The sequence below is a fragment of the Nisaea sp. genome (assembly GCF_039990255.1).
Classification (GTDB): domain Bacteria; phylum Pseudomonadota; class Alphaproteobacteria; order Thalassobaculales; family Thalassobaculaceae; genus Nisaea.
This window is the reverse complement of the sequence record NZ_JBDXGG010000018.1, coordinates 34,207-60,008: the sequence shown is the minus strand read 5'-3', so window position 1 is coordinate 60,008 and position 25,802 is coordinate 34,207. Positions and strand designations below refer to the sequence as shown.

Sequence of the window (25,802 nt, the reverse complement as noted above, 5' to 3'; positions counted from 1 at the left end):
ACAGACAAAATGTTCACTCAGTGGCCATGTCCGGGAGCCTATAGCTCCCGGATGCAGGACCCGATCAGTTAGTTACGCAGCGCCGGAGTCTCGACAGAGAGACCCTCTCCACGCGATGCGAGATAGAGTTCTAGAGCAGTGAACTCGTCCGAGCCGCGCTTGTAAGGCGTCGCCCGAATGTTATCCATGCAGCCTTTGAAGCGGCGGTGGATCGAACCCATACCCTGCCATTTCAGGCGATAAACCGGAAATCCGTTGGTCTGCCCCTGGCTGAGATGATCGGCCCGGATCATGTTTCCATAGTTATTTTCGTGGCAGTGGGCGCAGGACATGTCGAGCTGGCCGACGCGGGTGTAATAAAGCTCTTCGCCCCGTTTCCACCATTCAGCGGCCGGACCATCGGTTTTCACCTTCACGGGCATGCCGCGGGACTGCAGGCCGATATACGAGGTCATCGCCAGCATCTCCTGGCTTTCCCATTTCCACGGCTTGGCCTTCTGATGTTCTTCTCGGGACAAGTTGATGTGATCCTCAAGCGCAAACAGGGTTTTCTTGCCTTCGTGCCATTTAGGCATCGAGGCCCGTAACCCCTTCATGCTCTCGGCAGCATCACCGTGGCAGTCCGCGCAAGACTTGCCGGTTTCGCCGTCCGCCGTCTCCCACAACTCCTCGCCATACTCCGCGAAGATCATTGCCGGGTTCTCGAAATCGTCGGTCTGCAGTTCCTGGGTTTCGTCGTTACGGAACCGCCAGCCGGACAGGATTTCCGACAGGGGCGAATCCGCCGGTGCATCCAGTTTGGTCACAAAGGCCTGACCTTCAATCACCAGCTCGGCATCTTCATCGGCCAAGGCCGCGTTTGCCGTAGCCGCCAAGAGTCCGATGACCCCCATTGCCAAGAGTTTTTTCATGCCACCCTCCCATGTCTCCGTTCGTTCAAGCGACGGAGATCTTTTTCTCGATGTCGTAGACGGAGCCGTCATCATCGGTCCATTCGAACCGCATGGTTCCGGATTCCGTCAGCTTGACCGAGAACTCGACATAGGGGTTCGCGGCGATTGCAGGCTCCATGTCCATCCAGAACACGTCCGTGCCGTTATATTTGGCGACGAACTTGTTGATGATCTTGCGCGGGATCAGCTCACCGGTCTTCCGGTCCTTACGCTGGCCGGACTCCATCGGATGGCTGATCAGGGTTTTGATCGTGACGGCCTCACCGGCCTTGGCCTTTTTCGGCACTTTCACGCGGGGTTTGATTTTCGCCATGGTTCTGTTTCCTCCGTCCTCAGCCGCCGCAGCCGCCGATCGTTACCTTGACTTCGCGCCGGGCCATCTTCGTGGACCCGTCTGCCATTTTGGCCACCGCAACGATTTCCTGCGTTGTCGCCAGACGAATGCGCGTGGAGGCGCGGCTCTCGGCACACATTTCGGTAAAGTGGAACGTCCCGACACCGGGGCTCGGATTGCCTGCGGCAAGGACCATGATTGAAGTCGCGCCCTCAGCGGCCACTTCGATCGGCACGGTATTGCCGTTTTCGGCAATTTCCGGCGCGCCGATTTCGACACCGCCAGTTTCCGGCATGCCACCGGCGAATTCCTTGATGGCCGCTTCGACCGCGTCCTCGCTTGCGTTGGCCGGAACCTGAATCAGGCCAACGGCAGCAAGGCCGGCAGCAAGCGCGAACAGGTCACGCCTTGTCATCTGCATTTATTTTTCCTCCGTTTAGATAGCTGCGCGAGGGCGCAATGGCCCAGCGCCCGGCTTTATTCTTCTTTCAGGGTCATCAGATACGCGACAACATCCTCAACCTGCTGAGCCGTCAGAACTGTCTTGCCGGCAAATTTCTTCGCAACCCGGTTCAGACCGGCATCACGATAGAAGCCGGGCATAATGGTTTCCGGCGACAGGGCTTCTTTGGAATTAATGACAATTGCCCGGAGCTCAGTGACCGACCAACGGTCGGCTACTCCGTCAAGAGGCGGTCCCACTTCACCGTGATAGGGCTGATCGGCCAGATCAGAATTCGCGTGGCAAGCGAGGCAGTTTCCAAGCTTGCGGCCCATGAACCATTGACGGCCTTTTTGGGGATCGCCAGGTTTGTCTGTCAGTGCTTGAACAACCTCACCGTCGACAATCTTGACGTCGCCAGGCTTGACCGTTTCGGCCGAGACACCCGAAATACCAAGCATCAATGCCAACACGGTGGTGACTACAACTCTTATCACCGGATCTCCTCCCACTTTTTTTGTCGGTACAGCTCTTTGGCTGACCTTTGAATTAAGCAGACCGGAAAATTCGACCTGACGCAACAACAAATTCATATCTTTGAATTTGTTGTTGCGTTACAGGCCTCTGCCGCTGCTACGGCAATCCAACCCGCCTTTACTGTGTCTTCTGTTGTTCGAGGAAGCGGCGAGCATGATATTTCTGGAAATGCTCCTCGCCCTCGTAGCCCTTCTCCCGGACCCAGGCGAACATGTTGAGTGTGGTCCACTTGCCGAAAGCTCCGGGCATGGTCGCGACCGCAGCACGCCCGGCATTGTCGCCTTCCGGTCCCTGTTCGGGCATGAACAGAATCGTCGGCGTGAACACCACGCCCCAGCGTTTCGCCATTTCCTTTTCGGGAAGCGCCGTGCCATCGAGATCGGTCACTTCCTCGTCGCCGAAAAGATTGTACTGAACCACCACGAAGTTCGACTTTATGAAATCGACGACTTCCGGGTCAGACAGCGGCCCTTCATGCAGCTGCTTGCAATAAATGCAGCCACGCTGCTCGAAGATCATTGCCAGCCGCTTGCCTTGGCTTTCCGCGTCCGCGATATCCTCGGCCACATCCTTAAAGGTGACTGCAAACCAGGAATTCTTGTGAAGACCATCCTCTCCGACCTCTGCCAATGCCGGTTGAATGATCAGCAATGCTGCGAGAAGTCCAAACATCACACGCGCCATATCCTGTCTCCTCATCCGATGGTTCCGAATACCGGGAATGTGTCGATCATCCATTGGGCGATAACGCCTACCGTGTTGGTACCGATCAGGATGGCAAAGACCAGCAGCGCGGCGCCAATTCCCTTCTCGACTGCTGCCACGTAACGGCGAACCGATTTCATCCACTCCATGAAGGGCCCAAAAAAGAAGGCCGCGAGGATGAATGGCAAGGTCATGCCAATGCCGTATCCGAACAGCAGGAACGCGCCTTGCTGGACCGTTTCAGCGGCTCCCGCGCTGAACAGGATCATCGCCAGAACCGGTCCAACACAGGGTGTCCAGCCAAAAGCGAAGGCAAGCCCGACCAAATAGGGACCGATCATGCCGGCAGGGGCCGCGACATCCATCCGAGCCTGACGGTACAGCAGCGGAATTTTCACCCAACCAAGAAAATGCAGCCCCATGGCGGCGATCACAACCGCCGCGCCATACCGCAAAATATCGAAGTACTCGCGCAACTGCTGTCCGAATGCAGACGCACTGGCACCGAGGCCGACAAAAACTGTGATCACCCCAGCCGAAAACAGAATGGCGGACAGCACGACCTTGCGGCGAGCGGCTCCATCGTTCTCCCGCTCTTCGAGCTCGTTCATAGACACCCCGGCCATATAGCAGAGGTAGAACGGGACGATCGGAAGAATGCAGGGGGTCAGGAAAGATGCGAGCCCAGCAAGGAACGCGCCGCCAATCCCTATGTCGAAGCCCATTTTGAGCCCACTTTCTTATATTTTCGGTACGTTTCCCCGACCGTACTTGCGGCCAACACATTCTCACATTAGAATTTGTTATTATGTTCCATGCTCCACGGCGACAAAGCAAGAAATTGTTGGCGGCTGCCGCAATGTTGGCGATCACCTGGATTACTGCGGGTGGGGTCGGACAAGTCAAAGCCGCGACCGAGCTGCTGATGGTTGAGCAGGCAGGGTGTGAATGGTGTGCGATCTGGAATGAGGAGATCGGCGGCATCTATCACCTGACGGATGAGGGCAAGCGCGCGCCGCTGCGCCGGCAGGATCTGTTCGATGCCTGGCCGACCAACATCTTGATCAAGGGACAAGTGCATTTCACGCCGACTTTCATCCTGCTCGAAGACGGAACGGAGACCGGCCGTATCGAAGGCTATCCGGGCGAAGATTTCTTCTGGCCGATGCTCGTCCGGCTGCTCGACAAAAACAGGCGGACAAAACCGCCAAAGGAAGGAAACAACTGATGAAAAAGACCATTCTTGCATGTGCCGCCCTAGCCACCTTGCTGGCGCTTACCCCCTTCCATCCGTCAAAAGCACAGAATGCCGAAGCGCTCGTCACCTACGTATCGATGAAGCCAGAGGTCGCGCTTGACCTTGCTAAGTCTGCGCTGAAGATCTGCCGTGAGGCTGGTTATCAGGTAGCCGTCACGGTTGTTGATCGCGCGGGAATGACCCAGGTTGTCTTGCGCGACCGTTTCGCCGGGCCACATACAGTCTCGACCGCGACCCGCAAAGCTTGGACCGCTGTGAGTTTCCGTTCCTCGACCCTGGAATTGTCTTCGCTGGTACAGACCGATGCCGTCATGGCGCAGCTGCCGAACATCACCAACGCCCTCGTCCTCGGCGGCGGCGTCCCGGTTCTGGCCGCTGGCAAAATAGTCGGAGGGATCGGGATCTCCGGTGCACCCGGCGCCGATCTGGATGATGACTGTGCTCAAAAGGCTATTGAAACCATCCAGGAATTCCTAGATTTCTAACGCTGCCGACACTGGAGCCAACCTATGCCTTTGCCTGTTTTGGACAAAACCGCTACCGACGCTGAGATCGACGCGATGATCGAGAATGCGACGCGTGCGACCGAGTTCATGAAAGCACTGGCGCATGAAGGCCGACTCCTCATTCTTTGCCAGCTGGCCACGGGTGAAAAAACTGTGACTGAGCTGGAGGAACTGCTCTCCTCTCGGCAGGCCGCCGTTTCTCAGCAATTAGCCCGTCTCCGTCTGGAAGGCATGGTCAATCACCGCCGTGAAGGCAAAACGATCTATTACAGCCTTAAAGACGACCGGGCCATCCGTATGCTGGAACTCCTCTACGACATGTTCTGCAAGGAAGAGCTCGCCACCGAAGCCTAGGCATTCGGGCTCGGTACACCGCAGCAAAAGCTCAGGTCGACACCGGAAACGCGAAGCGCCACACTCACCACATGTTTGCTCTTTCCGATACGGTCGCCGTAACCCTGGTCGGCTTTGCAACCGGCGCAATTCTGGGCCTTGCCGCCCGGATCCCGCGCTTTTGCACACTGGGTGCGATCGAAGACGCGCTCTATGGCGGGAACCGCGACCGGATAATGATGTGGCCGATGGCTATCGGAATTGCTGTCGCGGCAACAGCCATATTCGCGGCACTCGGGTGGGCAAGGATTGAAGATTCCGCTTATCTCAGGTTCGAGTTCAGCCTCACCGCATCCATCGTCGGCGGCCTGATGTTCGGGGTCGGCATGGCGCTAGCGGGAAATTGCGGTTTCGGTGCTTTGGCGCGGGTGGGAGGCGGCGATATCCGCTCGGTTCTCATCGTCCTGGTCATTGGCATTGCCGCCTATCTGGCCGCAGTCGGCCCTCTGTCGGAACTCCGGACAGCACTGTTCCCGAGGGTCGAAGCGGAGAACCCCGGCGCAGTTTCCATTGCCGGTTTCATCGCGGAACATACTGGCATTCCCGTGCTCTACGCCGCGTTGGCCCTCGCCGTTTTGCTAATTGCGCCCGCACTCATCGACCCGCATTTCATCGGCAATCGCTCTACCGTCATCTGGTCCGTTCTGATCGGGCTGTCCTGCAGCGCGGCCTGGCTGGGCACCAGCTACATTGCACAAACCGGGTTCGATCACGTTCCTGTTGAGTCCCACAGCTTCACCATGCCGCTCGGCGAAATCGTCTTGCAGGCCATGGGGGTCGGCGGTCCGCTCGGCGGGTTCTCTGTCGGATCAGTAACCGGTGTCCTGTGCGGCGCCCTGCTCGGCGCCCGCATACGACACCAGTTCCACTGGGAAGCCTGCGACGATGCGGGCGAGCTACGCCGCCAGATCTTCGGCGCAATCCTTATGGGCTTCGGCGGTGTGATCGCACTCGGCTGTTCAGTCGGACAAGGCATTTCCGCATTTTCAGTCCTGGCATGGAGCGCACCGATAACCATCGTGTCGATCGGGATCGGAGCGGTGATCGGCCTTCGCTATCTGATCGAGGGTCAACGGCCCTTGGACGTTGCTCTCGGCTCTCTCAACTCACTATCCCGCATGGTCACGCGGCGACCGGGATCACACTAGAACGATAGGCTGACCGGTTCCGAAAAAGCGGATCAAACTGCCAACACATCACCAGCGACAAATCCGGACGATTGTCGAGCCCAGAGTTCCGCATAGAGTCCACCATTGGCAATCAGCTCATCGTGCCTGCCTGACTCGATGACCTGGCCTTGGTCCAAGACCAGCAACCGGTCCATTGCGGCAATGGTCGAAAGCCGGTGGGCAATCGCGATCACCGTCTTTCCGGTCATAAGATTGAACAATTGCTCCTGGATCGCCCCCTCCACGGCGCTGTCCAGAGCCGAGGTCGCCTCGTCGAGGATTAGGATCGGCGCATTTTTGAGCAGCACGCGGGCGATGGCGATCCGTTGCCGCTGACCGCCACTGAGTTTAACACCGCGCTCGCCGACATGGGCCTCAAACCCGCGCCGTCCCTCCGGGTCTTCCAAATCGAGGATGAACTCATCGGCATGCGCCCGTCGAGCCGCCTCCATCGCATCCTCAAGACTGGCTTCGGGCCGCCCGTAACGAATATTGTCAAGAACAGAGCGGTGCAGCAGGGAAGTATCCTGCGTCACCATGCCAATGGCCGATCGCAGGCTCTCCTGCCGCACCTGGGCTATGTCCTGACCGTCAATCAGGATCCGCCCTGCCCCCACGTCATGGAAGCGCAGCAGGAGATTGACCAACGTCGACTTCCCCGCACCGGAGCGACCAACAAGCCCGACCTTTTCACCCGGTGCGACAGTCAGTGTAAGATCGCGGATGACGGGTCCGGCCATATTCTTGCGGTCGTAGTTGAAAGCCGTGTGCTCGAATTGGATCTCGCCGCGATCAACGGCAAGCTCCGGCGCGTCCGGCACATCGGTGACGGCATGCCTGACCGCAATCGTGTCCGCTCCGTCTCGAACCTGTCCGGCATTTTCCGCGATCTCCGAGGCAACGAACATCACCCAGTGCGACATGGTGATCACGCGCATCACCAGCGCGAGCGAGGCGGCCGCGGCACCGACGCTGACCTCGCCAAGGCTCCAGAGCCAGAGCGCGAGAGCGCCGTGCCCAAGCAACAGGCCGGCGTTCATCAGAGTGATCAGAACCTCCATGTTGGAGACCTCGGCCATAACCCGGAAACTCGCCTCACGGTGCTCCTCAATACCAGCGCGGGCAAAATCGTCCTCGCGCGCGGCATGACCGAACAGCTTCACCGTCTGGATGTTGGTATAGCTATCGACTATGCGGCCGGTGAGACGCGAATGCGCTTCCGAAGCGGCAGATGCACGTGTCTTGATTCGCGGCACGATGAAGCGCAACGCGATGCCGTACAGGATCAGCCAGATCAGCAAAGGCGGCACCAGCCGGGCATCGAAACTGGCGAGGATGCCGAGACCGGAGACCCAGAACACAGTGACATACCAGACTGCATCAATCATCTCGCCAACAGAGCGGCGCAGCGACATGCCGGTCTGCATCACCTTCTGGCTCAGCCGTCCGGCGAAGTCATTGCTGAAAAACCCCATGCTCTGGCGCAGCATGTACCGGTGGCTCTGGAAGCGGATCAGGTTGGTGAAAGCCGGCACGATCGACTGATTGAGGATCGCCAGATGCAGGCCGAGCAGCAACGGCTCCAACACCAGGGTTGCAATACCCGCGAGCGCCATCAGCCAACCATACTCAGCAAAGAAAGCGGCCGGTTCCGCAGCAGTCTGCATGCCATCGATCAGAATGCCGATGACAAGGAAAAGCGCGGCGCTGATCATCGCCAAAAAGCCGCCGGTGACCGCTACGCAGGCGAAGAGCGGCCAAACCTGACGCAAGAAATGCCAGTAGAAGGCGAACAACTCTCGGGGAGGCTGTTCCAGACGATCCGAACGGCAGGGATCGATCAGGCTAGGGGTTTGGTGATACACGGGTCAGCTCCACGCGAAACGGTTCGGGACGTCGAAGGGACGGTACCGAAAACGCGTAAAAGCCGGGATTTAGTGGAGACAGTTCTCCGGGGACCGGGAGGTTGTGCGATTCGGCAATCAGGCCAAATAGGCCGATGGATTTATCGACATTCGCATATGACGCTCCATAGTTCCCAATACCGCTTCGGATGAATTCCGCAAGCGCGCCACAACCTGCCATCGCAGCCCGAATTTGTGGAGTCGGAATCCATGCCGCTGCTCATAAATCGTCCTGTTGTGCTATTTTTACCACGCGGTCACGTCGCTGCTGCATGGGCTCAGTATTAAAAAAAGAGGGCGAGCCGCATCATCTCGCTGCTTCATATTTGAATTGTTAAAGATTTCCTCGTACCTATGCAGATCGGCTCGATAAAGCCCGCTCGCATCCCGAACCTGGACGGTCCGGATCGGAGGGCCGGGTGAAGCAAAACGCACTTTGCGAAAGTTAGTTACCTCAAGCCGCCGGAAAACAGAGACGGGTTGGAATGAGCCGGACAGCACTGGCCACCCATTTTCTAGAGAGAGAATAGTTTTAAATCATGAAGCTCCGCCGCTGGCAGCAAAGTGTTATCGACGACTTCCAGTCCATACGCCAAAGCTACAAACGATTTGTTCTCAAAGCGCCGACCGGGGCCGGAAAAACGGTCCTTGCACGCGAAATTATCGACCGGTTCTACGAAGGCAAAAAGGTCATCATCCTATGCCACCGGTTGGTTTTGCTGGACCAACTTCAAGCCGCATTGACGAAAGGGCGTCGCGTAAAAACGCTGAAGGTCTCGGATAAGGGGGAGGCTTTCACAGATTACGATGTCCTGCTGTCAACCAGCATGCGTGCGCGCGACGTACTCGAAGACGCGATCCCGAAAGCAGACCTGATCATCGTGGATGAGGCACATCGAGTCTCTCCGAACGGAAGCGGATACAAACGCATCATCGATCTGTTCCGCGACAAGGGAAAGGCCAGCGCTCACTTTATGGGCCTGACGGCTTCGCCAGAGCGGCGGACCGGAGACCAGCGAGACCAACTGAGCGCGGCGTTCGATGCGATCATCGACTGCGCCGATATTCAGGACCTGATTGCGGAAGGCATCTTGGTGCAGCCGAGATACCGGCCGCATTTCGTTCATGATCTCAATCTCGATGGTATCGAGGTCAGTTCCGGCGAGTACCCCGTGTCCCGGCTGACAGACGAGATCATCAGGTCATCAATGCTCGACTACGCAACGCAGGCCTATCTGGAAGAGCGTGAGAACATTCAGCCGCTCCCGATTTCAGCCTGGTTTTGCCCTGACATAAAGGTTGCCGAATTCACCGAGGGACGGCTTCGCGCCATCGGGATCAATACGGCGATTATAACCGCCGGCACGCCTATGGGAGAACGGCGCCGCATCCTTGCAGCGCATGACAAGGGTGATATCGAGGCGCTTATCTCTGTCGGCGTACTGATCGAAGGATGGGATAACCCCGAGTGTAATATCATCGTCCATATGCGGCCCACGCTCTCAAAAGTGTTGTGGGGCCAGTCGATTGGGCGCGGCCTTCGCTCTTCGCCGAACAAAGCCGAGTGTGTCGTCATTGATGTCAGCTCAAACTGGACGACATTTGGCCCCGTCGAGAAATTGAAATGGACGCTCTGGAGCCCTCCCCGCTCGTTCCTGCAGTTTCAAAACCGGTTCAACTGGATTGGTCAGCAACAGGACGACGAGGACAATCCCGAGACCTATCTGCTCTGCAAAAACGAGACGGACCGTGGGAAATCATGCTCCCACATCTACAAGAAAGGCCATTTCGAGGGCGATACATGCCCTGTCTGCAATAAGTATGCGGCCGTCGATATCTATAAAGCGCAGAAACTGGATTTAACGCTTAACGACAACAAGCTGCATCGCATTTTCTTCTCCAGAGTGCCGGAGATTTTTGCCAGCCTGAATACCTCGATCTGGGGAACCCTCGAGGGCAGCGCATGGCGCACGGCAAATGAGAGGGAATTGGTTTATCTCGTCTTCTGCCTGGCTTTCGTAAAGTCATCCTCCGACGTTGCCAGCACCGAAGGGCTCTATTGGGAAGACACTCTCAGGACAGAAGCGGAGATACGCCGCGAGCTGATCGACAATAAGCGCTTTGTTACCAAAAAAATGGAGTTCGAACTCGGCTGGCTTGCAGATGGTCTGGATACACGTCGTCAGGTGCGCACGCTGCAAGCTGATTATGGCGTCTCGATCATGGGCCCGCTCCTGAACGACCTCTCCCGCGCCGAATGCGAGGCTAAATACCAACGTGCCATCAAAATAACAGAACGGATCGTCACGCTGGGATGTTCGGCCAAGGACGATCTGCCGTACTTCGTTGCTTAGTGATTCGTATTGCCCGAAGCGCTCCGATAGAGCCGGACCATCAGCTCGCCAAAATACCAAAATAGACGTTGGTAGCGGAGACCTGCGACCGAAAGGACACACATTCGTAGGAATTGCCTGCTGACCATGATCATGGTGGCAATGCGGCACCTAGAGAATTTGTAAAAAAATGGTAGCGGAGGAGGGACTTGAACCCCCGACACGCGGATTATGATTCCGCTGCTCTAACCAGCTGAGCTACTCCGCCCCATGAGGCTCGCGAGGGGATGGCCGAGACCGTCTTGTCCGCGCGGAAGCACGCATATAGGCGAGCCGGGCGGGGCTTGTCAACAGAGGGGTGCCCTGCCCGGCTGAATTCTTTACCGGCTCTCCCCCCCGGCGATCAGCTGGCGCCGCAGCCAGCTTGAGGCACCGTCCATCATGAACACCATAATGATGATCAGGCTGATGATATAGAAGGTATTTTCCCAGTCCCGCGAGGTCCGCATGGTCTCCACAAGGACAAGGCCGATGCCGCCGGCGCCGAGCGCGCCGATCACCGTGGCCGAGCGGGTGTTGGATTCCACGTAATAGAGGAACTGGGAGGTGAAGACCGGAAGGATCTGCGGGATCACGCCAAAACGATACCGCTGCCAACGGTTCGCGCCCGTGGCGCCGACACCTTCTACCTGCTTGCGATCGATATTCTCCAGTGCCTCCGAAAACAGCTTGCCGAGCGACCCGGTGTCGGTAAAGGCGATGGCCAGTGAGCCGGTCAGCGGGCCCAGACCGAAGGCTCGAATGAAGATCAGAGACCAGATCAACATGTCGATGCCGCGGACGAAATCGAACACCCGGCGCACAACGAAGCGGACGGTGCTGTTCGGATTGAAGTTCGAAGCCGCCAGGAAGGCCAGCGGCAGGCCGCAGGCCGCAGCCGTGACGGTGCCCAGGACAGCCATCAGAATGGTCTCGAACAAGGCCACGGCGACATGGCCGTGCTGCCACTCCGGATTGCCCCAAAAAGTACTCAGGATGTACTGCAGGTTCGACTGATCCGGGTTGAGCCGGTCACCGGATGTGACGAGCGACGTCAGCTCACCGAAGCTCTTGCCGTGCAGCTCCGAGGTGAAGGGGAACCAGAAGTTCTCCCAGCCATACTGGAATTTGTGGATCTCCAGCTTGGCCCGGGTGAATTGCATCCTGCGGTCGAATGTCGGCCGGGCATCGAGCTTCACATCGCGGATTTTAAGCCAATCCGGCACCGGACCGTCAGGCAGCGTGGTGACGATCTTCCCGCCCACCAGTTCCGACCGGATGATACCATAGTCCGGCACCTCGAAAGCAACATTCCCGCCATCGACCCGGACGACATAGCCCTCATTGAGATCGACGGTAAATTTATCTGCATCACCCGTCACCCAGTCCGGCAACGTCTTGAAGGTCGCATGCCGCTCCCCCTCAATGGCAACTTCGAAATCGCCCCGGCGGAAGTTCTTGGTTACGTGGGTCTTGTAGGCGACCGCGTCGGAAATCAGCAGCGCCCCCTTGGAGAGCTGGGCACGGGCAAGCAGAGCCGTGATATCGAACGCAGTCCAAGCATAGAACATGTAGAGCACGACGCCGACCAGCAACAGCATGGGGACGGCAGAGGCCTTCTTCACCGAGATACGAACCGGCTCAGCCATGACAGCAGCGCCCTGATCGGAAATAACAGCCATACTCGCCTCCTCTAGCTGAAATTCTCTGAGCCGACGAAATGCCGGCGCAAAAATGTTGACAGCTGGTCAATGGCGACGATCGACAGGAACAGCATGAGGAACAGCGCAGCAGTCTCGGAACCGGCTCCCCAGCCGATGGCCCGGGAAAGTTCGGTACCGATGCCGCCAGCGCCGACGAAGCCAAGAATTGCAGAGGCGCGCACATTGATCTCGAAACGCAGCAGGAAGTAGCTGCTGTAGTTCGGCAGAACCTGCGGGATGACCCCAAAGCGGACACGCTGCAGCCAGTTACCTCCGACTGCCTTCAGGCCCTCAAGCGGCTTCACGTCGATATTCTCGTTCACCTCGGAGAACAATTTGCCGAGCGCACCGGATGTATGAAACGCGACCGCGATAGCTGCCGGTACCGGGCTGGCCCCGAGGACAAAGATCAGGAACAGGGCGATGATCAGCTCTGGGAAGGCGCGCATAATGTCCATGATGCGGCGGACAAAGGGTATGACAGCCGGAGGAACTTCCAGATTGCGGCTGGACAGCAGCGACAGGATCATGGCGAAGACAGCGCCTATAATCGTTGCGACAGCGGCGATGTTCAGTGTCTCGATCAGGGCTGGCAGGAACTTCGGGAACAGAGCCCAAAAGGCCCATCCCTGATCCCAGGCCTGAGAGACGATCTGCGCCGGGTAATCAAAGAACTTGGACAAACCTTGCAGGAAACCACCGGAATTGAGAGCCGATGCCTCGCTGTATCCGGAGAGCACGACGGCGAGCAGCAGCGCCAGGGAAAGCCCGGTATAAAGACGCCGGCGCCCTTCGAGCGCGAGCACTTCCTGGCGCATCACTTCGACCATGGGGAATGTCCTGAAATTTGGAAACTGGAAATTTTGGGGCTGGGGCCCGGAACGTGGCCGGGACCGCGCATTGGCGATCCCGGCTAACGTTTTGTCAGTAAGGCTGGGCCTTACTTCATCTTCCGCTTGCGCGCTTCGATGATGACTTCGTAGGTCTCGTGGGAAACCGGTGCCATGCCCTTAATTTCACCGGCCATGAAGCTGTAGGCGCATTCCGGATCAAGGGAAGAGAGACCGGCGATCAGGCCCGTCACCTTCAGTTTAACATCGGACGGCAGATCCTTGCGGAGCACGACCGGGCCTTCCGGAATGACCTTGGATTTCCAGATCTGGACGAGCTCTGTCATGTCGACGAGACCGGCATCCGCAGCTTTGCGCAGGGCACCACTGTTGTAGCCTTCTTCCCAGGCGCCGAGGCCGTCGGCCCAGGTCACGCCGGCATCGATGTCGCCATTGGCAACAGCGACGATGGTCTGCTCGTGGCCGCCGGTGAAGACGACTTCACCGAAATACTTGCCGCTTTCCATCGGAAAACCGGCAGCCGGGATTTCGATGGACGGGATCAGATAGCCGGAGGTCGAGTTCGGATCGCCGAAACCGAATTTCTTGCCCTGCATGTCGTCGAGGGACTTGATGTTGCTGTCGACGCGGGCGAAACCGATGGAGTGATAGCCCATGGACCCGTCGACATTGATCTTAACCAGAACCGGCTCAACAGCATCCGGGTCCGTGATGTAGGTCTTGGCGTAACCGGACGCACCGAGCCATGCCATGTCAAGGTTCCGGCCGATAAGGCCTTCGATGACACCGTTATAGTCGGCCGGCGCGAAGATCTTCGTGGGCACGCCAAGCAGCGCTTCAACCTTGCTCCGGACGCACTCGTTGGAGCGCATGCGGTCGGACTGGTTCTCACCACCGAGCACGCCAATGCGGAACTCGGAGATCTTGTCTTCGGCATGGACGGAAGCGGCGCCAAACGCCGTCATAGCGACAGCTGCGGCCACCGCGAAATTGCGAACAAAATTCATCCCTAACTACTCCCTAGGTTGGAATTGCTTCCACGGAAAATCGGCGGTAGCCGTACTTCAGGCCGTGGCTGCATTCGCCTCAGCGACAGGAGCCACGTGGCCCGGCACTGAGGGATTGGACTTGGCCTGCGCGGATGCGCCGGCTGAAATGCTTGTCGAGGTCACTGCCTCGTTCAGGGCCTCGTCGGCGCCATAAATCTCGCGTGCGGCTTCCGGGGTCAGCTCATCGGCCGTGCCGTCGAAAACCACCTTGCCCTGGCTCATGCCGATAACCCGGTCGCAATAGCTGCGCGCCGTATCCAGCGTGTGCAGATTGCACATCACAGTGATGCCGTCCCTGTCGTGGATTTCACGAAGCGAGCCCATCACAACTTCAGCGCTCAACGGATCAAGCGAGGCGATCGGCTCGTCGGCAAGAATGATCTTCGGCGCCTGCATCAGACCGCGGGCGATAGCCACACGCTGCTGCTGACCGCCAGACATGGTCTCCACGCGCTGCAAAGCCCGCTCGGCCAAGCCGAGCCGGTCGAGTGCGGCCAGAGCATCGTCGATATCCTGCTGTGAGAAGATCTTGAACATGGAGCGCAGCGTGCCCTGCTGGTTCAACCGGCCGAGCATCACGTTGGTGACGACATCGAGGCGCGGGACCAGGTTGAACTGCTGGAAAATCATCGCGCAGTCCTTCTGCCAACGCCGCTTGGCGTTGCCTTTCAGACTGAGCACGTCGGTGCCATCGACGAGGATCTGCCCGGACGTGGCCGAGGTCAGACGGTTGAACAGGCGCAGGAAGGTCGACTTCCCGGCGCCGGAACGGCCGATAACCCCGATCATCTGTGGTTTGTCGACAGTGAAAGTCACGGAATTGACCGCAACCATGTTGCCGAAAGCCTTGGTAACGTTTTTGAATTCGATCATGCCCCACCTCTGAGTCTCGCGCCGTGCAGGGCTGTGAACAGCCCTCCTGGACCGGTCACAAGGGTGACCGGCAGTTCGGACAACACGGTTTGAACGGGTCACACCGCGCGAGATCCGACTGCAGCGTTGGTATCAATCGAGAGGGTCGTTCTCGTGACGCTTTTGCTTCACTTTCATGAAGCCCTTAGAACGAGGTTGGGGTCAGTTGCTGGCGACGGACAGGGAAATGCGCTTTTGGTCGGCTGCGATGAAGGCCTCGTAATCCGCATGGGTGACGGGGAACAGGCCTGTAACCGGCAGACCGAAAGCCATTGCGAGGCAATCTGGTACGGTCGCACCGACAGTAGCGATCCGGTTGATCACTAGCTTCTTCGCCTCTTCTGAAAGCGCCCTACGCAGAACAACAGGGCCGTTCGGCATCAGCGACGAGCGCCAGAATTCAACAAAATTCGCATGCGAGGTGACGCGGAAAAGCTGCAGCGGGCTATCCCCTGACACGGAATCGGAACCGGCATCAGAGCGCCATGTCAGCGCCGCATCAACGGCACCGCTTTCCAGCGCTGTGAGCGTGGCGTGATAGCCACCACCAAACTGAATTGAATTCAGATCCCGCTCGGTATTCAGTCCGGCCCGTTCCAGAGCAACGAATGGCACGAAATAGCCTGGCATGGACCGCCGGTCCGCGAATCCGATATTCTTGCCTTTCAGGTTCTCGACCCCGGCGATCACCGCATCGGAACGGGACAGCGCCACGGCGCGGTATCCCATCGAGCCATCGCGACCGATCGTGGCCAGTACCGGCTGTGCCGCACCCGGGCTAGACTGCCAGAGCGCGCTGTACGCCCGCGTTGACAGCACAGCCAAATCGACCGCGCCGACGCTCAGCGCCTGCCGCAGCGCGCTGTCGGATGGCAGGGCAAGGATCTGCACAGGCATTTCAAGACCGTCGGCGAGTTCTTGCGCGAGGCATTTCTGAGCCGCGAAATCATCGGAAACGGCCTGACCGCCGAGCACCCCAAACCGAAAGGGGTCGGCTGAAGCTGCCGAAATCGAGAACGTAACGCTGGCAAATACAGCAATGCCAACCGCCGCAGAAACTCGTCGCAAATCAATCAGCCGCATCGTTCAATCCGTTCCGTTCACAAGCCCACATATATCGCCGGCTATTCGAAACACACCTCGCACACGCCGATCATTCTATAGAGGGAGCTTGACCGTTTGATGACGGCCAAAGATCTGCCGCGTCAGACCGCGTTCCAGTCGTCCACAGCAGCGATCTCGCTTTCGATGACTTCAATAAACGACCGGGCTTTTCGAGACAGGTGACGGTTGGCGAGATAGAGCAGAGAAACCGGCAAGCGGCGCTCCTCAAAAGACTCAAGAATCGCCTCAAGCCTACCGCTCCGCAAATCGTCAGTGATCACGTAACTCGGCACGATTCCGACCCCCAGCCCAGACAGAAGGAGAGTCCTGACAGCAGGAGCACTGTTTACACGAACGCTCGGCCGAATGGTCACTGTCAGTAATTTATCACCATCCAGAAATGTCCACTGCCCAGAGCTTCGTCTGTTGGTATCGAACACACAGCGATGGGACATGAGATCTTTCGGGTGTGCAGGACGTCCGGCCTCATCAAGATATGACGGAGCTGCGCAGGTGATCAGGCGAATCTCACCCAGCCGTTTTGCGATCAGTGTAGAATCTTGCAGAAAACCTATACGAACAGAGAGATCGACACCCTCGTCGATCAGTGACAGATACCGGTCGCTCAGCCGGAGGTCGATGGTGACGCGCGGATTTGCATCCAGAAATTTCTCAACAACTGGCATCAGGTATGTTTCGCCGAAGAGCACCGGCGCCGTTACGACAAGGTTTCCGCTAGCATCCTCGCCCTCGTCTCGCATCACGGAACGCAGATCGTCGAAATCATCGATCAGGCGGTTGCACCGCGGCAGATAGGCCCGCCCGCTTTCGGTCAGTGTAACGACCCTAGTCGTCCGATGAAGCAACAGAAGGCCGAGCGAGTCTTCCAGTGACCGGATGTTTTTACTGACATTCTGAGCACTGGTGCCCAACCGCTCTGCAGCTTTCGAAAAGGAATTTGTCGCAGCAACCGCCGCAAAAATCCGCATTTGCTCTATGGAATCCATATTATCAACATAACGTTTACATTCATTAAATTGAAGGCCCTCTTATGTTTCTAATAGAGCGAAATTAGGTTTCCCGGTCAGGCGGCGCGACGTGCCGTAAATAATCCGGAATGAAAGGATAAAACGGATGGTCAACGAATCGACGGCGCCTTATGCCGCGCTCATCCTCCGCATATCGCTCGGCGTGATGTTCATCGCCCATGGCGCTCTCAAGGTTTTCGTATTCACGCCCGCCGGCACAGTCGGCTTTTTTGGCAGCATCGGACTGCCGGCCATCTTCGCCTACCTGACAATTATCGCTGAAATCGGCGGCGGTGCCGCGCTTATCGCAGGTTTCGCCACCCGGCTGGTCTCAATCGCCACCCTGCCAATCCTGCTCGGCGCAATCTTCCTTGTGCATGGCGCAAACGGCTGGCTCTACTCAAACCCGAATGGCGGTTGGGAATTCCCGGCATTCTGGGCAGCCGCCCTCGTTGTTCAGGCCCTGCTCGGTGACGGCGCCTATGCTATACGGACTCCGAAAATCCTTTCCCTGACACCGGGAAGCTTTGCCCGGGAAAGCTAAGTCAGGACGCCGGGTACAAAGGCCCGGTGCCTTCTGATTCTGAACTAAGCTCGCCCGGAAGCCCGTTTCAGGGCCTTTCGGGCGAGCGACCAACGGTGCACCTCGGACGGTCCGTCATAGATCCGGAAGCCGCGCACCTCGCGGAAGATCCGTTCGACCGGCAAATGGGCGCTGGTGCCCGCTCCGCCGAGGATCTGCACCGCATTGTCGACAATGCGCCAGATCGCCTCCGAGCATTGCACCTTGGCCATGGAACTTTCTTCGGCCGCAGTCTCCCCCTGATCAAGCAGCCAGGCCGCCTGCATCAGGGACAGCCGTGCAGTGCGGATATCCATCTCGTTATCCGCCAGCATGAAGCCGACACCCTCGTGGCGTCCGAGCTTCTGGCCAAAAACTTCCCGGCGGTTCGCATAGTCGAGCGCCGTGTCATGCGCCCGCCGGGCGGAGCCGAGCCAGCGCATGCAATGTGTGAGACGGGCCGGCGCAAGCCGGACCTGGGCCTGCCTGAACCCTCCACCGGGTTCCCCCAACACATCGTCCTGATCGACCTTGAGATCCTCGAAGCGCATTTCCCAGTGTCCACCGGCAAAAGAGCTGTCGAGTGTATCCATCTGCTTTTCCAAGCGGATACCTGCCCGGTCGCTCGGCACAATGAACATCGTCGCACCACCGTCAGCCGGGCCGCCGTCGATTTTCGCCATGATGATAACGAAAGCGGCGCCCTCAGCCCCGGTGATGAACCATTTCCGGCCGTTGATCACATAGCCGTTGCCATCCACCTTCGCCGTGGTGGCGAGCAGAGAGGGATCAGCCCCGGCGCCGTCCGGCTCCGTCATCGCGAAACACGACCGCGCGCCCTTTGCGAGCGGCGCAAGAAACTGTTCCCGCTGGGCCGGGCTGGCCGCAACATCCAGCAAATGGGTGTTGCCCTCGTCCGGTGCGCCACAATGAATAGCGGTCGGACCGAGCAACGAATAACCGGCTTCCTCAAAGACAAAAGCACGCTCCAGATGCCCGAGGCCAAGGCCGCCGAATTCCTCGGGCGCATGCGGGGCAAACAGTCCCGATGCCTTGCCGAGATCCGTCAACTCCCCGCGCAACGCCTCGGTCGGGCCGTGACCGGTCCAGCGCGGATCACTTTCGAACGGGATAATTTTCCCGGCGATAAAGGCGCGTGTCCTGTCCGCCAGATCTGCGATATGCGGCGGTGTCGAAAATTCCATGGCTCTTGTTCGTCCTCCCCGGGTGCCTCAACTGGCGGGCCACTTAGCAATTTAAGTACGCTTCACCGTAAATGCCTGACTGTGCGGCATGCTCGAATCCGCAGCACTATAGCGTGAGAAAACCGGACAGCGCGCCGCAGATTTCATCCGCAGCTTCCTCCGGGATGAAGTGCCCGCTGGGCATAGGCGCGAAGTAAGGTTTTGTGCACCAGCGGCGCCAAACAGCCTGCATGTCGAAATGCCGATTGGCCGGGCCTTTCTCACCCCACGCGATGAGCGTCGGGCAGTCAATCGTACGCCCAGTCTCCCTGTCCGAGCGATCATGCTCCAAATCAGTGTAATAACCGGCTCGAAAGCAGTCGCACGTCGCTCGTATCGCTTCAGGTGTGCTTGCAGCAGCGAGATAGACGTCGAGAATCCGGGGCTCGTAAAAATCTGTCTCATCGGAAAGCCCAAGCAAAATCTGACGCATGAACCGGTGCGGGTCTCCCTCGATTAGTCTTTCCGGCAACGGGGCCGGCTGAGTCAGGAAATTGAAGTAGAAATAGTCCTGAGCAAAAGCAGCCGTGTATCCCTCATAGAGGTCCAGTGTCGGAACGATATCGAGAATAGCCAGCCTTGAGACGGCCTGTGGATAATCCAATGCCAGGCGCTGTGCGACACGAGCACCCCGATCATGTCCGACAAGATCGAACCGGGAGAAACTGAGATACTCCATAACCTCACACTGCTCGGCGGCCATTGCCCGCTTCGAATAGGCCTCGGGATTTGTCAAAACCTCAGGCTTGTGGCTTTCGCCACGGCCTCGAAGGTCAGTGATTACAACCGTGCGGGTCTTGGCAAGATGCGGTGCAACATGGTGCCAGCAGAGGTGGGTCTGCGGATCGCCGTGCAGCAGTAGAACAGGTGGCCCCTCACCGCCAACGAGCGTCCGCACCGGATTTCCATCAACCTCGACGAACATGCGTTCAAAGCCTGGCAGGAATTCAGCATCGAGCGCTTCAAAGGGTATCATGCAGCCATTCCTTATAGTCCCGAATTCCGTCTTCATTTCTGGTGAAGTAAGACCAGCGCCCGATGTTGCGAACAGAGAGAAAACCTGCGCGTTTCAGCAGTTCCAGATGGCGGCTGACCGTAGGCTGGCTCAGCCCCAGTTTTGCTGTCAGCAAGGTGACGCAGACGCCGATCTCCGCCGGGTCCCCCGCCTCCTGGTGCGCGAAATGAGGACGTGGCTCTTTCAGTAAATCCAGGATCGACAACCGTGCCGCGCTCGCCAGCGCTTTTGCTTGTTCAAGACGATCATTCATGATTTTATTAAATAGTTAAATAGCTATTAGTCAATATGATATTCAACAAACACCTGGAAAGGCAGTGGAGAAACAAAAAGAAAGGCGGCCCGAAGACCGCCTTTTCAAGAAGTCGTAAGTGGGCCGATCACCCCGGCCCCTTACGCATGTTCTCCGGCAGCCAGGTCGCGATTTCCGGGAACCCGATCAGCACAAACACCATCAGCACCATGATCAGGAACATCGGGATCGCGCAGCGGGCGATGAAACCCATCTCGTGCTTTGTCATACCTTGCAGCACGAAGAGGTTGAAGCCGATCGGCGGCGTGATCTGCGCCATCTCGACCACTACGACGATGAAAATACCAAACCAGAGCAGGTCGATGCCTGCCTGCCGGATCATCGGCTCCACCACCGCCATTGTCAGCACCACCGACGAGATACCGTCGAGGAAGCACCCGAGCACAACGTAGAAAACCAGCAAGGCCATCAGCAACTCGAACCGGCTGAGATTCATGTCCGCTATCAAATTGGCCAGCCCGCGCGGCAAGCCGGTGAACCCCATCGCCAGAGACAGGAAAGATGCACCTGCCAGGATCAGCGCGATCATGGCAGAGGTCCGGGTTGCCCCCATCAGACTTTCAAGGAAAGTCTTCCAGCTGAGAGACCCCTGGCTTGCCGCCAGGATGAGCGAGCCGATGACACCGAAGGCCGCTGCTTCAGTGGCCGTCGCGAGGCCGAGATACATCGAGCCGATAACCACAGCGATCAAGCAGAAAACCGGGATCAGGAAGCGCGAGTTCTTCACCTTGTCGACGAAGCTCATCCCCTTCTCTTCGTCAGGGTTATAGTCCTTCGCGACTTTCGAATAGATCGCGACATAGGCCATGAACATGCCAGCCAGCACGATGCCCGGAACAATTCCCGCGATGAACAGCTTGGTGATCGATTCGTTGATCGTCACGCCATAGACGATCAGGGTCAGCGAGGGCGGAATCATCAGGCCGAGCGTCGCCGCACCGGCCAGCGTGCCGATCACCACCTTCTCGGGGTAGTTCCGTTTGCGCAGCTCAGGGATCGACATCTTACCGACCGTGGTCAGCGTGGCGGCTGAGGAGCCGGAAACAGCCGCGAAGACAGTACAGCCGACGATATTGGTATGGATAAGCCCGCCAGGCAGCTTCGCCAGCCAAGGGGCCAGCCCCTTAAACATGTCCTCCGACAAGCGCGTGCGGTAGAGCACCTCCCCCATCCAGATGAACAAAGGCAAGGCAGCCAGTGTCCAGGACGACGAGTGCGTCCAGACGGTTGTGATCATCACATCACCGACCGGACGCGTGGTGAACAGCTCCATGCCGACGAAGGCGACCCCAAGCAAGGCCAGCCCGATCCAGACGCCCGAGCCCAGAAGCAGAAACAGAACGAACAGGAACAGGGCGATTACCGAGATATCTTCCATGTGCCCTACTCCGGGTGGGATTCGACCGCTTCATGCACAATCCTGTGCCGACCGGTGAAGACCATGTGAATGAGAAAATCTGTCAGCGAGATCGCCAGAATGATCGCGCCGATGACCATGGATGTCTGCGGTATCCAGAGCAGCGTGGCATCCTGCCCCTGACTGATATCTTTGAACTTCCAGGACCAGTAAACAAACTTCACCGCATACCAGACGAAGTACCAGCCGAGCGCCGTTCCGATTGCAAAGCACCAGACTTCAAGCACGCGCCGGACACCGGCCGGAATCGCATTCAGCAGCATCGAGACGCGGATATGCGCACCACGCTGCAAGGTATGCGCAAAAGCGAAGAACGATGCGGCGGCCATGCAGTAGCCGACATATTCGGTCGCACCCGGAAACACCTCACCGGTCCAGCGCGCCAGCATCTGCAGGACAATCAGACTCAGAATGGCGATCAGGAACAGCGCGCCGAGAGCGCCGGAGACGAGATAAAGCCGGTCCAGCCCGGCCCTGAGTTTTGCCAGAAAAACCATAAGGTCTCCTCGGGAGGTGACGCACCACCCGTCCGGTTTGAACGGGCTGAGGCATCAGATCGACAGACAATCCGGGGGCGGAATGACACCGCCCCCGGCCGCTCAGAGAGGAGTTACTGCATCGCCTTGAAAGAATCGACGATGGCTTTGCCTTCAGCACCGGCGGCATCCAGCCACTCTTTGGTCATTGTCTCACCGATCGCGCGCAGCTCGTCCTTGAGGCCGTCACCTGCCGGTCCGACGGTCATGCCGCCTGCCTTGAGGCCATTCAGGGTGAACTGGGTATATTCAACAGCACGCCATGTGCCGGCATATTCGGCAAGCTCCGCACAGCCACGCAGGACACTTTTCTTCGCATCGTCGAGACCGTTCCATACGTCGCCGTTCACCATCACATAGTTGCGCGGGAGCCAGGCATCGACTTCGTAGAAATGGGTCAGGCTTTCCCAGACCTTGCGGTCATAGCCGGTCGCGCCGGAGGAAATCATGGAGTCGGCGACGCCGGTGGCGAAAGCCTGGCTGATTTCGGCCGCTTCGATCTGCACCGGCAGCATTCCGGTCAGTTCCGCCAGACGCGCGGTGGCATTATTGTAGGAGCGGAACTTGATCCCCTTCATATCGGCGACCGCGTTCACTTCCTTCTTGAAGTAAAGCCCCTGTGGCGGCCACGGAACGGCATAGAGCAGAACCAGGTTTTGCTCGGTCAGGATCTTCTCAAGGGTCGGCTTCGCGGCCTTGTAAAGCTTCGCCGCATCGTCAAAAGACGTGGCGAGGAACGGAATGGAATCGTAACCGAAGATCGCGTTCTCATTCTGGTGACCGGACAGCAGCCGCTCGCCGATCGGCGCCTGGCCAGTCTGGATGGCGCGCTTTATATCCCCGCCCTTGAACAGCGATCCGGACGGGTGCGTCACGATTTCAATGTCACCGCCGGTACCTGTCGTCACGCATTTCGCGAACTCGGCGCCGGTGGCGGAATGGAAGTTGGAAGCGGAATAAGCCATCGGCATATCCCATTTTTCCGCCATCGCACCGGCGGACCCTGCAACCGCGAACGCCGCAGCGGCAATAACTGTCGAAAGTTTCTTCATCTCAAGTCTCCCAGTTTGTGACCCTGTTCGGCCAATCACCCCCCTCACCCCGCGAAGCGTGAAGCGTGAAGGAGAGTAACGCGTTAAATCTATGTTCGGCTTTTTTCCGCCGATGAGTTGGGCAAGGATACGCCCTGTTTTCGGTCCTCCCGTAAGACCGACATGCTGGTGTCCATAGCCAAGGAAAGCCCCCTTGGTCCCGGGAACTTCCCCGATCACCGGAATAGAGTCCGTTGTCGCCGGCCGGTGCCCCATCCATTCTGTTTCTTCTTTGAATGTAAGGTCTGGCATTGCATTGCGCACCGCGCGCCGCAGCAACGCAAACGGTGCTTTGGACGGTCCGGCCTCAAGTCCGCCAAACTCGACCACTCCGGCGGCCCGCAGGCGGCCTTCCATCGGCGTCAGCACGAACTTGCCAGACGCGACCATGATCGGCGTCTTCGGCATCGCCGACGGCTCCCAGAACTCAAGATGATAGCCACGCTCGGATTCAAGGGGGATATCCATCCCAAGCAACTTAGAAAGCTTCCCGGACCAAGCCCCCATGGCAACCACCACCGCATCGCCCGATATAGTCTCGCCACCGGCGCGCACACCCGTCGCCACACCGTTCTCGCGGACAATGTCAGTCACGTCAGCCTGCACCAGCTTTCCGCCACCGGCCACGACGTGAGCCGCGAGCGCTTTCACGTAAGCCCCCGGATCTGAGATCCGCCCGTGGTTCAAGACCCGGACACCAAACTTGATCTCGTCGCTCAGGGTCGTTTCCTGCTCAAGCAGAGCTGCACCCTCCAGTTCCTCGAACTGGATGCCGTGCTCGCGCCGGATCGACCAGGCGAAGGCGTCGCCCGCGTAATGCGCCCGGTCATTGTAGGCGACCAGGTATTCCTGTGGTTTGATCCACTGCTCCGCGCCCGTACCGGCTGCCAGAGCCTGATGATCTGCCACGCTGTCACCGATAATGTCGAACAGAGCGCTGGCGATCCGCTTGGTATCCGCAGCATTCGCGTGACTCAGATACTTGAACAGCCAGGGCAGAAGTTTCGGCAGGTAGGACCAGCGCAGAAACAGCGGCTGGTCCGGATTGAACAACATCTTCGGCGCCTTACCGATCAACCCGGGCCCGGTCACTGGAACGATGGAACCGGAGGCCAGTAGCCCTGCATTACCATAGCTCGTTCCGGCCGCCGGCCCCTCCCGGTCAACCAGCGTGACCTGATGACCATCGCGCTGCAGCCAGATCGCGGTCGAGACACCGACGATACCGGCTCCAACAACAATCACATGTTTCTTCTCGTCACTCACTTATCCGCCCCCACGGTCGACCGAACTGCATAGTGCGCCAGCTTTTCGGTATCCGGAAGTATTCCAAGACCGGGTGTGTCGGGAATTGTGACAACACCGCCCTGGCTCGGGAAGCTTTCGGCCAGAATGTCGTCCTTCAGGTAATATTGCGCCTGATAAAACTCACAGCCGAACCGGATTTCCGGTGTCGCCGCAATCATGTGCGCACCGGCCAGATGGGCGAGCCCGCTCTCGAACATATCCCCGCCATAGGCGGACAGACCTGCCGCCGCCGCCATGCGGGCAACCGTCTGCCCCCGGCGCAATCCACCGGCCTTCATGATCTTAATGGAAACCCCGTCGCAGATCCCTTCGGCAACGGCCCGGCTCATGTCCTCAGGGCCAAAGACGCTTTCGTCGGCGATCAGAGGCACTTCGATAGAGGCGCGGATCTCCGCCATCAGGTCGAAATGGTGATAGGCCACCGGCTGCTCGATAAAAGTTGGCTCAAAGCTCGCGACATCCCGCACCTTGGCGACAGCGCCCTCGACGGCGAGGCCCTGGTTGAAATCAACGCGAATGTCGAGATCCGGCCAGCCCGCGCGGATCTTCTCCAGCCGCATGATGTCGAATGCATGGTCCTTGAAACCCGCCTTCATCTTGACGATCCCGACACCGTCCCCGGCGAGCCGTTCAAGCAGCGCCAGGTCGGCATCGAAGTCCGGATCGGCAAGCGAGACGGAGAGCGGAATCGTGTCCCGAGCCTTGCCGCCGAGCAGCGCCCAGACCGGCACGCCCGCAATCCTCCCGTTGAGATCCAGCAGCGCGCTTTCGAGCGCAGCCTTCGCTTCCGTGCAATGGGCCACCGCCTTGGCGGCAACCTCCATGATCGCCGCGACGTCACCAACCCTTTTGCCGACGACATGCGGGCGGATATACCGGTCGAGCGCGGCATAGCTCGCCTCGGGCGAGCCGGTGAAGACGGACCAGGGCGATGCCTCGCCATAGCCGACAGCCCCGTTTTCAGAAGTCAGCCGGACGACGACGATTTCGATAGCACCTTCCACTGACCCGATGCCGTGATCCCGGCGGGAAAGCACCGGCAACGCGAGATGCCATAGGTCGAGACCAGTGATTTTTTCGTCAGCGCTGAACATGA

The 25,802-nt window shown here is 58.5% G+C and carries 26 protein-coding genes and 1 tRNA gene; 6 read left to right on the top strand and 21 right to left on the bottom strand.

The features are described from left to right. Window positions 1-68: 68 nt before the first annotated feature. The 6 genes from soxA to ABJ076_RS10505 form a co-directional block, all read right to left on the bottom strand. Complete coding sequence (gene soxA / locus ABJ076_RS10530) at window positions 69-911, bottom strand: sulfur oxidation c-type cytochrome SoxA (RefSeq protein ID WP_348189908.1); 843 nt, start codon at window positions 909-911, stop codon at window positions 69-71. Window positions 912-936: 25 nt separating this feature from the next. Then, on the bottom strand, window positions 937-1,266 hold the full coding sequence (gene soxZ, locus ABJ076_RS10525; RefSeq protein ID WP_348189906.1) for a thiosulfate oxidation carrier complex protein SoxZ: 330 nt from the start codon (window positions 1,264-1,266) through the stop codon (window positions 937-939). A gap of 19 nt (window positions 1,267-1,285) precedes the next feature. Further along, window positions 1,286-1,708: a thiosulfate oxidation carrier protein SoxY gene (soxY, locus tag ABJ076_RS10520; protein ID WP_348189904.1), complete on the bottom strand. Its 423-nt coding sequence runs from the start codon at window positions 1,706-1,708 to the stop codon at window positions 1,286-1,288. A gap of 56 nt (window positions 1,709-1,764) precedes the next feature. Continuing rightward, complete coding sequence (gene soxX, locus ABJ076_RS10515; protein ID WP_348202598.1) at window positions 1,765-2,322, bottom strand: sulfur oxidation c-type cytochrome SoxX; 558 nt, start codon at window positions 2,320-2,322, stop codon at window positions 1,765-1,767. A 61-nt stretch (window positions 2,323-2,383) separates the two neighbouring features. Further along, window positions 2,384-2,950 (bottom strand): thioredoxin family protein, encoded by a 567-nt coding sequence (locus ABJ076_RS10510; RefSeq protein ID WP_348189900.1) that lies wholly within the window; start codon window positions 2,948-2,950, stop codon window positions 2,384-2,386. A gap of 11 nt (window positions 2,951-2,961) precedes the next feature. Next, window positions 2,962-3,696, bottom strand: a complete 735-nt coding sequence (locus ABJ076_RS10505) for a cytochrome c biogenesis protein CcdA (protein WP_348189898.1) — start codon at window positions 3,694-3,696, stop codon at window positions 2,962-2,964. Window positions 3,697-3,830: 134 nt separating this feature from the next. On the opposite strand from ABJ076_RS10505, the gene ABJ076_RS10500 reads away from it, so the two are divergent. The 4 genes from ABJ076_RS10500 (at window position 3,831) to ABJ076_RS10485 (ending at window position 6,276) form a co-directional block, all read left to right on the top strand. Next, window positions 3,831-4,199: a transcriptional regulator gene (locus ABJ076_RS10500; protein WP_348189896.1), complete on the top strand. Its 369-nt coding sequence runs from the start codon at window positions 3,831-3,833 to the stop codon at window positions 4,197-4,199. Then, complete coding sequence (locus ABJ076_RS10495) at window positions 4,199-4,714, top strand: heme-binding protein (protein WP_348189894.1); 516 nt, start codon at window positions 4,199-4,201, stop codon at window positions 4,712-4,714. Before ABJ076_RS10500 ends, ABJ076_RS10495 begins: the two co-directional genes overlap by 1 nt. Before the next feature lie 24 nt (window positions 4,715-4,738). Beyond that, complete coding sequence (locus ABJ076_RS10490) at window positions 4,739-5,089, top strand: metalloregulator ArsR/SmtB family transcription factor (protein WP_348189892.1); 351 nt, start codon at window positions 4,739-4,741, stop codon at window positions 5,087-5,089. A gap of 71 nt (window positions 5,090-5,160) precedes the next feature. Further along, window positions 5,161-6,276 carry a YeeE/YedE family protein gene (locus ABJ076_RS10485; protein ID WP_348189890.1) on the top strand — a complete coding sequence of 372 codons (1,116 nt, stop codon included), beginning with the start codon at window positions 5,161-5,163 and terminating at the stop codon, window positions 6,274-6,276. A 32-nt stretch (window positions 6,277-6,308) separates the two neighbouring features. On the opposite strand, the gene ABJ076_RS10480 is transcribed toward ABJ076_RS10485, so the two are convergent. Next, window positions 6,309-8,162, bottom strand: a complete 1,854-nt coding sequence (locus tag ABJ076_RS10480) for an ABC transporter ATP-binding protein (RefSeq protein ID WP_348189888.1) — start codon at window positions 8,160-8,162, stop codon at window positions 6,309-6,311. Between the two features lie 578 nt (window positions 8,163-8,740). On the opposite strand from ABJ076_RS10480, the gene ABJ076_RS10475 reads away from it, so the two are divergent. Next, complete coding sequence (locus tag ABJ076_RS10475) at window positions 8,741-10,555, top strand: DEAD/DEAH box helicase (RefSeq protein ID WP_348189886.1); 1,815 nt, start codon at window positions 8,741-8,743, stop codon at window positions 10,553-10,555. A gap of 170 nt (window positions 10,556-10,725) precedes the next feature. Here the strand turns inward: ABJ076_RS10475 and ABJ076_RS10470 are convergent. The 7 genes from ABJ076_RS10470 to ABJ076_RS10440 form a co-directional block, all read right to left on the bottom strand. After that, window positions 10,726-10,802, bottom strand: a tRNA-Met gene (locus tag ABJ076_RS10470). A gap of 112 nt (window positions 10,803-10,914) precedes the next feature. After that, window positions 10,915-12,255 carry a phosphonate ABC transporter, permease protein PhnE gene (phnE, locus tag ABJ076_RS10465; RefSeq protein ID WP_348189885.1) on the bottom strand — a complete coding sequence of 447 codons (1,341 nt, stop codon included), beginning with the start codon at window positions 12,253-12,255 and terminating at the stop codon, window positions 10,915-10,917. 11 nt (window positions 12,256-12,266) lie between these two features. Continuing rightward, on the bottom strand, window positions 12,267-13,106 hold the full coding sequence (phnE, locus tag ABJ076_RS10460; RefSeq protein ID WP_348189883.1) for a phosphonate ABC transporter, permease protein PhnE: 840 nt from the start codon (window positions 13,104-13,106) through the stop codon (window positions 12,267-12,269). Between the two features lie 110 nt (window positions 13,107-13,216). After that, the gene (gene phnD, locus ABJ076_RS10455; RefSeq protein WP_348189881.1) at window positions 13,217-14,134 is read right to left on the bottom strand and encodes a phosphonate ABC transporter substrate-binding protein; all 918 of its coding nucleotides are present in this window, start codon (window positions 14,132-14,134) and stop codon (window positions 13,217-13,219) included. Window positions 14,135-14,191: 57 nt separating this feature from the next. Continuing rightward, window positions 14,192-15,049, bottom strand: a complete 858-nt coding sequence (gene phnC / locus ABJ076_RS10450; RefSeq protein ID WP_348189879.1) for a phosphonate ABC transporter ATP-binding protein — start codon at window positions 15,047-15,049, stop codon at window positions 14,192-14,194. A 201-nt stretch (window positions 15,050-15,250) separates the two neighbouring features. Beyond that, window positions 15,251-16,171, bottom strand: a complete 921-nt coding sequence (phnD, locus tag ABJ076_RS10445; RefSeq protein ID WP_348189877.1) for a phosphate/phosphite/phosphonate ABC transporter substrate-binding protein — start codon at window positions 16,169-16,171, stop codon at window positions 15,251-15,253. A gap of 122 nt (window positions 16,172-16,293) precedes the next feature. After that, complete coding sequence (locus tag ABJ076_RS10440) at window positions 16,294-17,181, bottom strand: LysR family transcriptional regulator (RefSeq protein WP_348189875.1); 888 nt, start codon at window positions 17,179-17,181, stop codon at window positions 16,294-16,296. 145 nt (window positions 17,182-17,326) lie between these two features. Here ABJ076_RS10440 and ABJ076_RS10435 point away from each other — a divergent pair, with 145 nt between their 5' ends. Continuing rightward, complete coding sequence (locus ABJ076_RS10435) at window positions 17,327-17,764, top strand: DoxX family protein (protein WP_348189873.1); 438 nt, start codon at window positions 17,327-17,329, stop codon at window positions 17,762-17,764. A 44-nt stretch (window positions 17,765-17,808) separates the two neighbouring features. On the opposite strand, the gene ABJ076_RS10430 is transcribed toward ABJ076_RS10435, so the two are convergent. The 7 genes from ABJ076_RS10430 to ABJ076_RS10400 all read right to left on the bottom strand — a co-directional run bounded on the left by ABJ076_RS10430 (window position 17,809) and on the right by ABJ076_RS10400 (window position 25,800). Beyond that, a complete protein-coding gene (locus tag ABJ076_RS10430) occupies window positions 17,809-18,987 on the bottom strand; it encodes an acyl-CoA dehydrogenase family protein (RefSeq protein WP_348189871.1) in 1,179 nt (392 codons plus the stop codon). A gap of 106 nt (window positions 18,988-19,093) precedes the next feature. Continuing rightward, on the bottom strand, window positions 19,094-20,002 hold the full coding sequence (locus ABJ076_RS10425; RefSeq protein ID WP_348189869.1) for an alpha/beta hydrolase: 909 nt from the start codon (window positions 20,000-20,002) through the stop codon (window positions 19,094-19,096). Beyond that, window positions 19,989-20,294 carry a metalloregulator ArsR/SmtB family transcription factor gene (locus ABJ076_RS10420; protein ID WP_348189867.1) on the bottom strand — a complete coding sequence of 102 codons (306 nt, stop codon included), beginning with the start codon at window positions 20,292-20,294 and terminating at the stop codon, window positions 19,989-19,991. The genes ABJ076_RS10425 and ABJ076_RS10420 overlap by 14 nt, the downstream gene beginning before the upstream one ends. Window positions 20,295-20,421: 127 nt before the next feature. Further along, a complete protein-coding gene (locus tag ABJ076_RS10415) occupies window positions 20,422-21,732 on the bottom strand; it encodes a TRAP transporter large permease subunit (protein WP_348189865.1) in 1,311 nt (436 codons plus the stop codon). A 5-nt stretch (window positions 21,733-21,737) separates the two neighbouring features. Further along, entirely contained in the window at window positions 21,738-22,268 is a 531-nt protein-coding gene (locus ABJ076_RS10410) for a TRAP transporter small permease subunit (RefSeq protein WP_348189863.1), read from the bottom strand. 113 nt (window positions 22,269-22,381) lie between these two features. Then, window positions 22,382-24,664: an FAD-dependent oxidoreductase gene (locus tag ABJ076_RS10405; RefSeq protein WP_348189861.1), complete on the bottom strand. Its 2,283-nt coding sequence runs from the start codon at window positions 24,662-24,664 to the stop codon at window positions 22,382-22,384. After that, complete coding sequence (locus ABJ076_RS10400) at window positions 24,661-25,800, bottom strand: enolase C-terminal domain-like protein (RefSeq protein ID WP_348189859.1); 1,140 nt, start codon at window positions 25,798-25,800, stop codon at window positions 24,661-24,663. Before ABJ076_RS10400 ends, ABJ076_RS10405 begins: the two co-directional genes overlap by 4 nt. Between the last annotated feature and the right edge of the window lie 2 nt (window positions 25,801-25,802).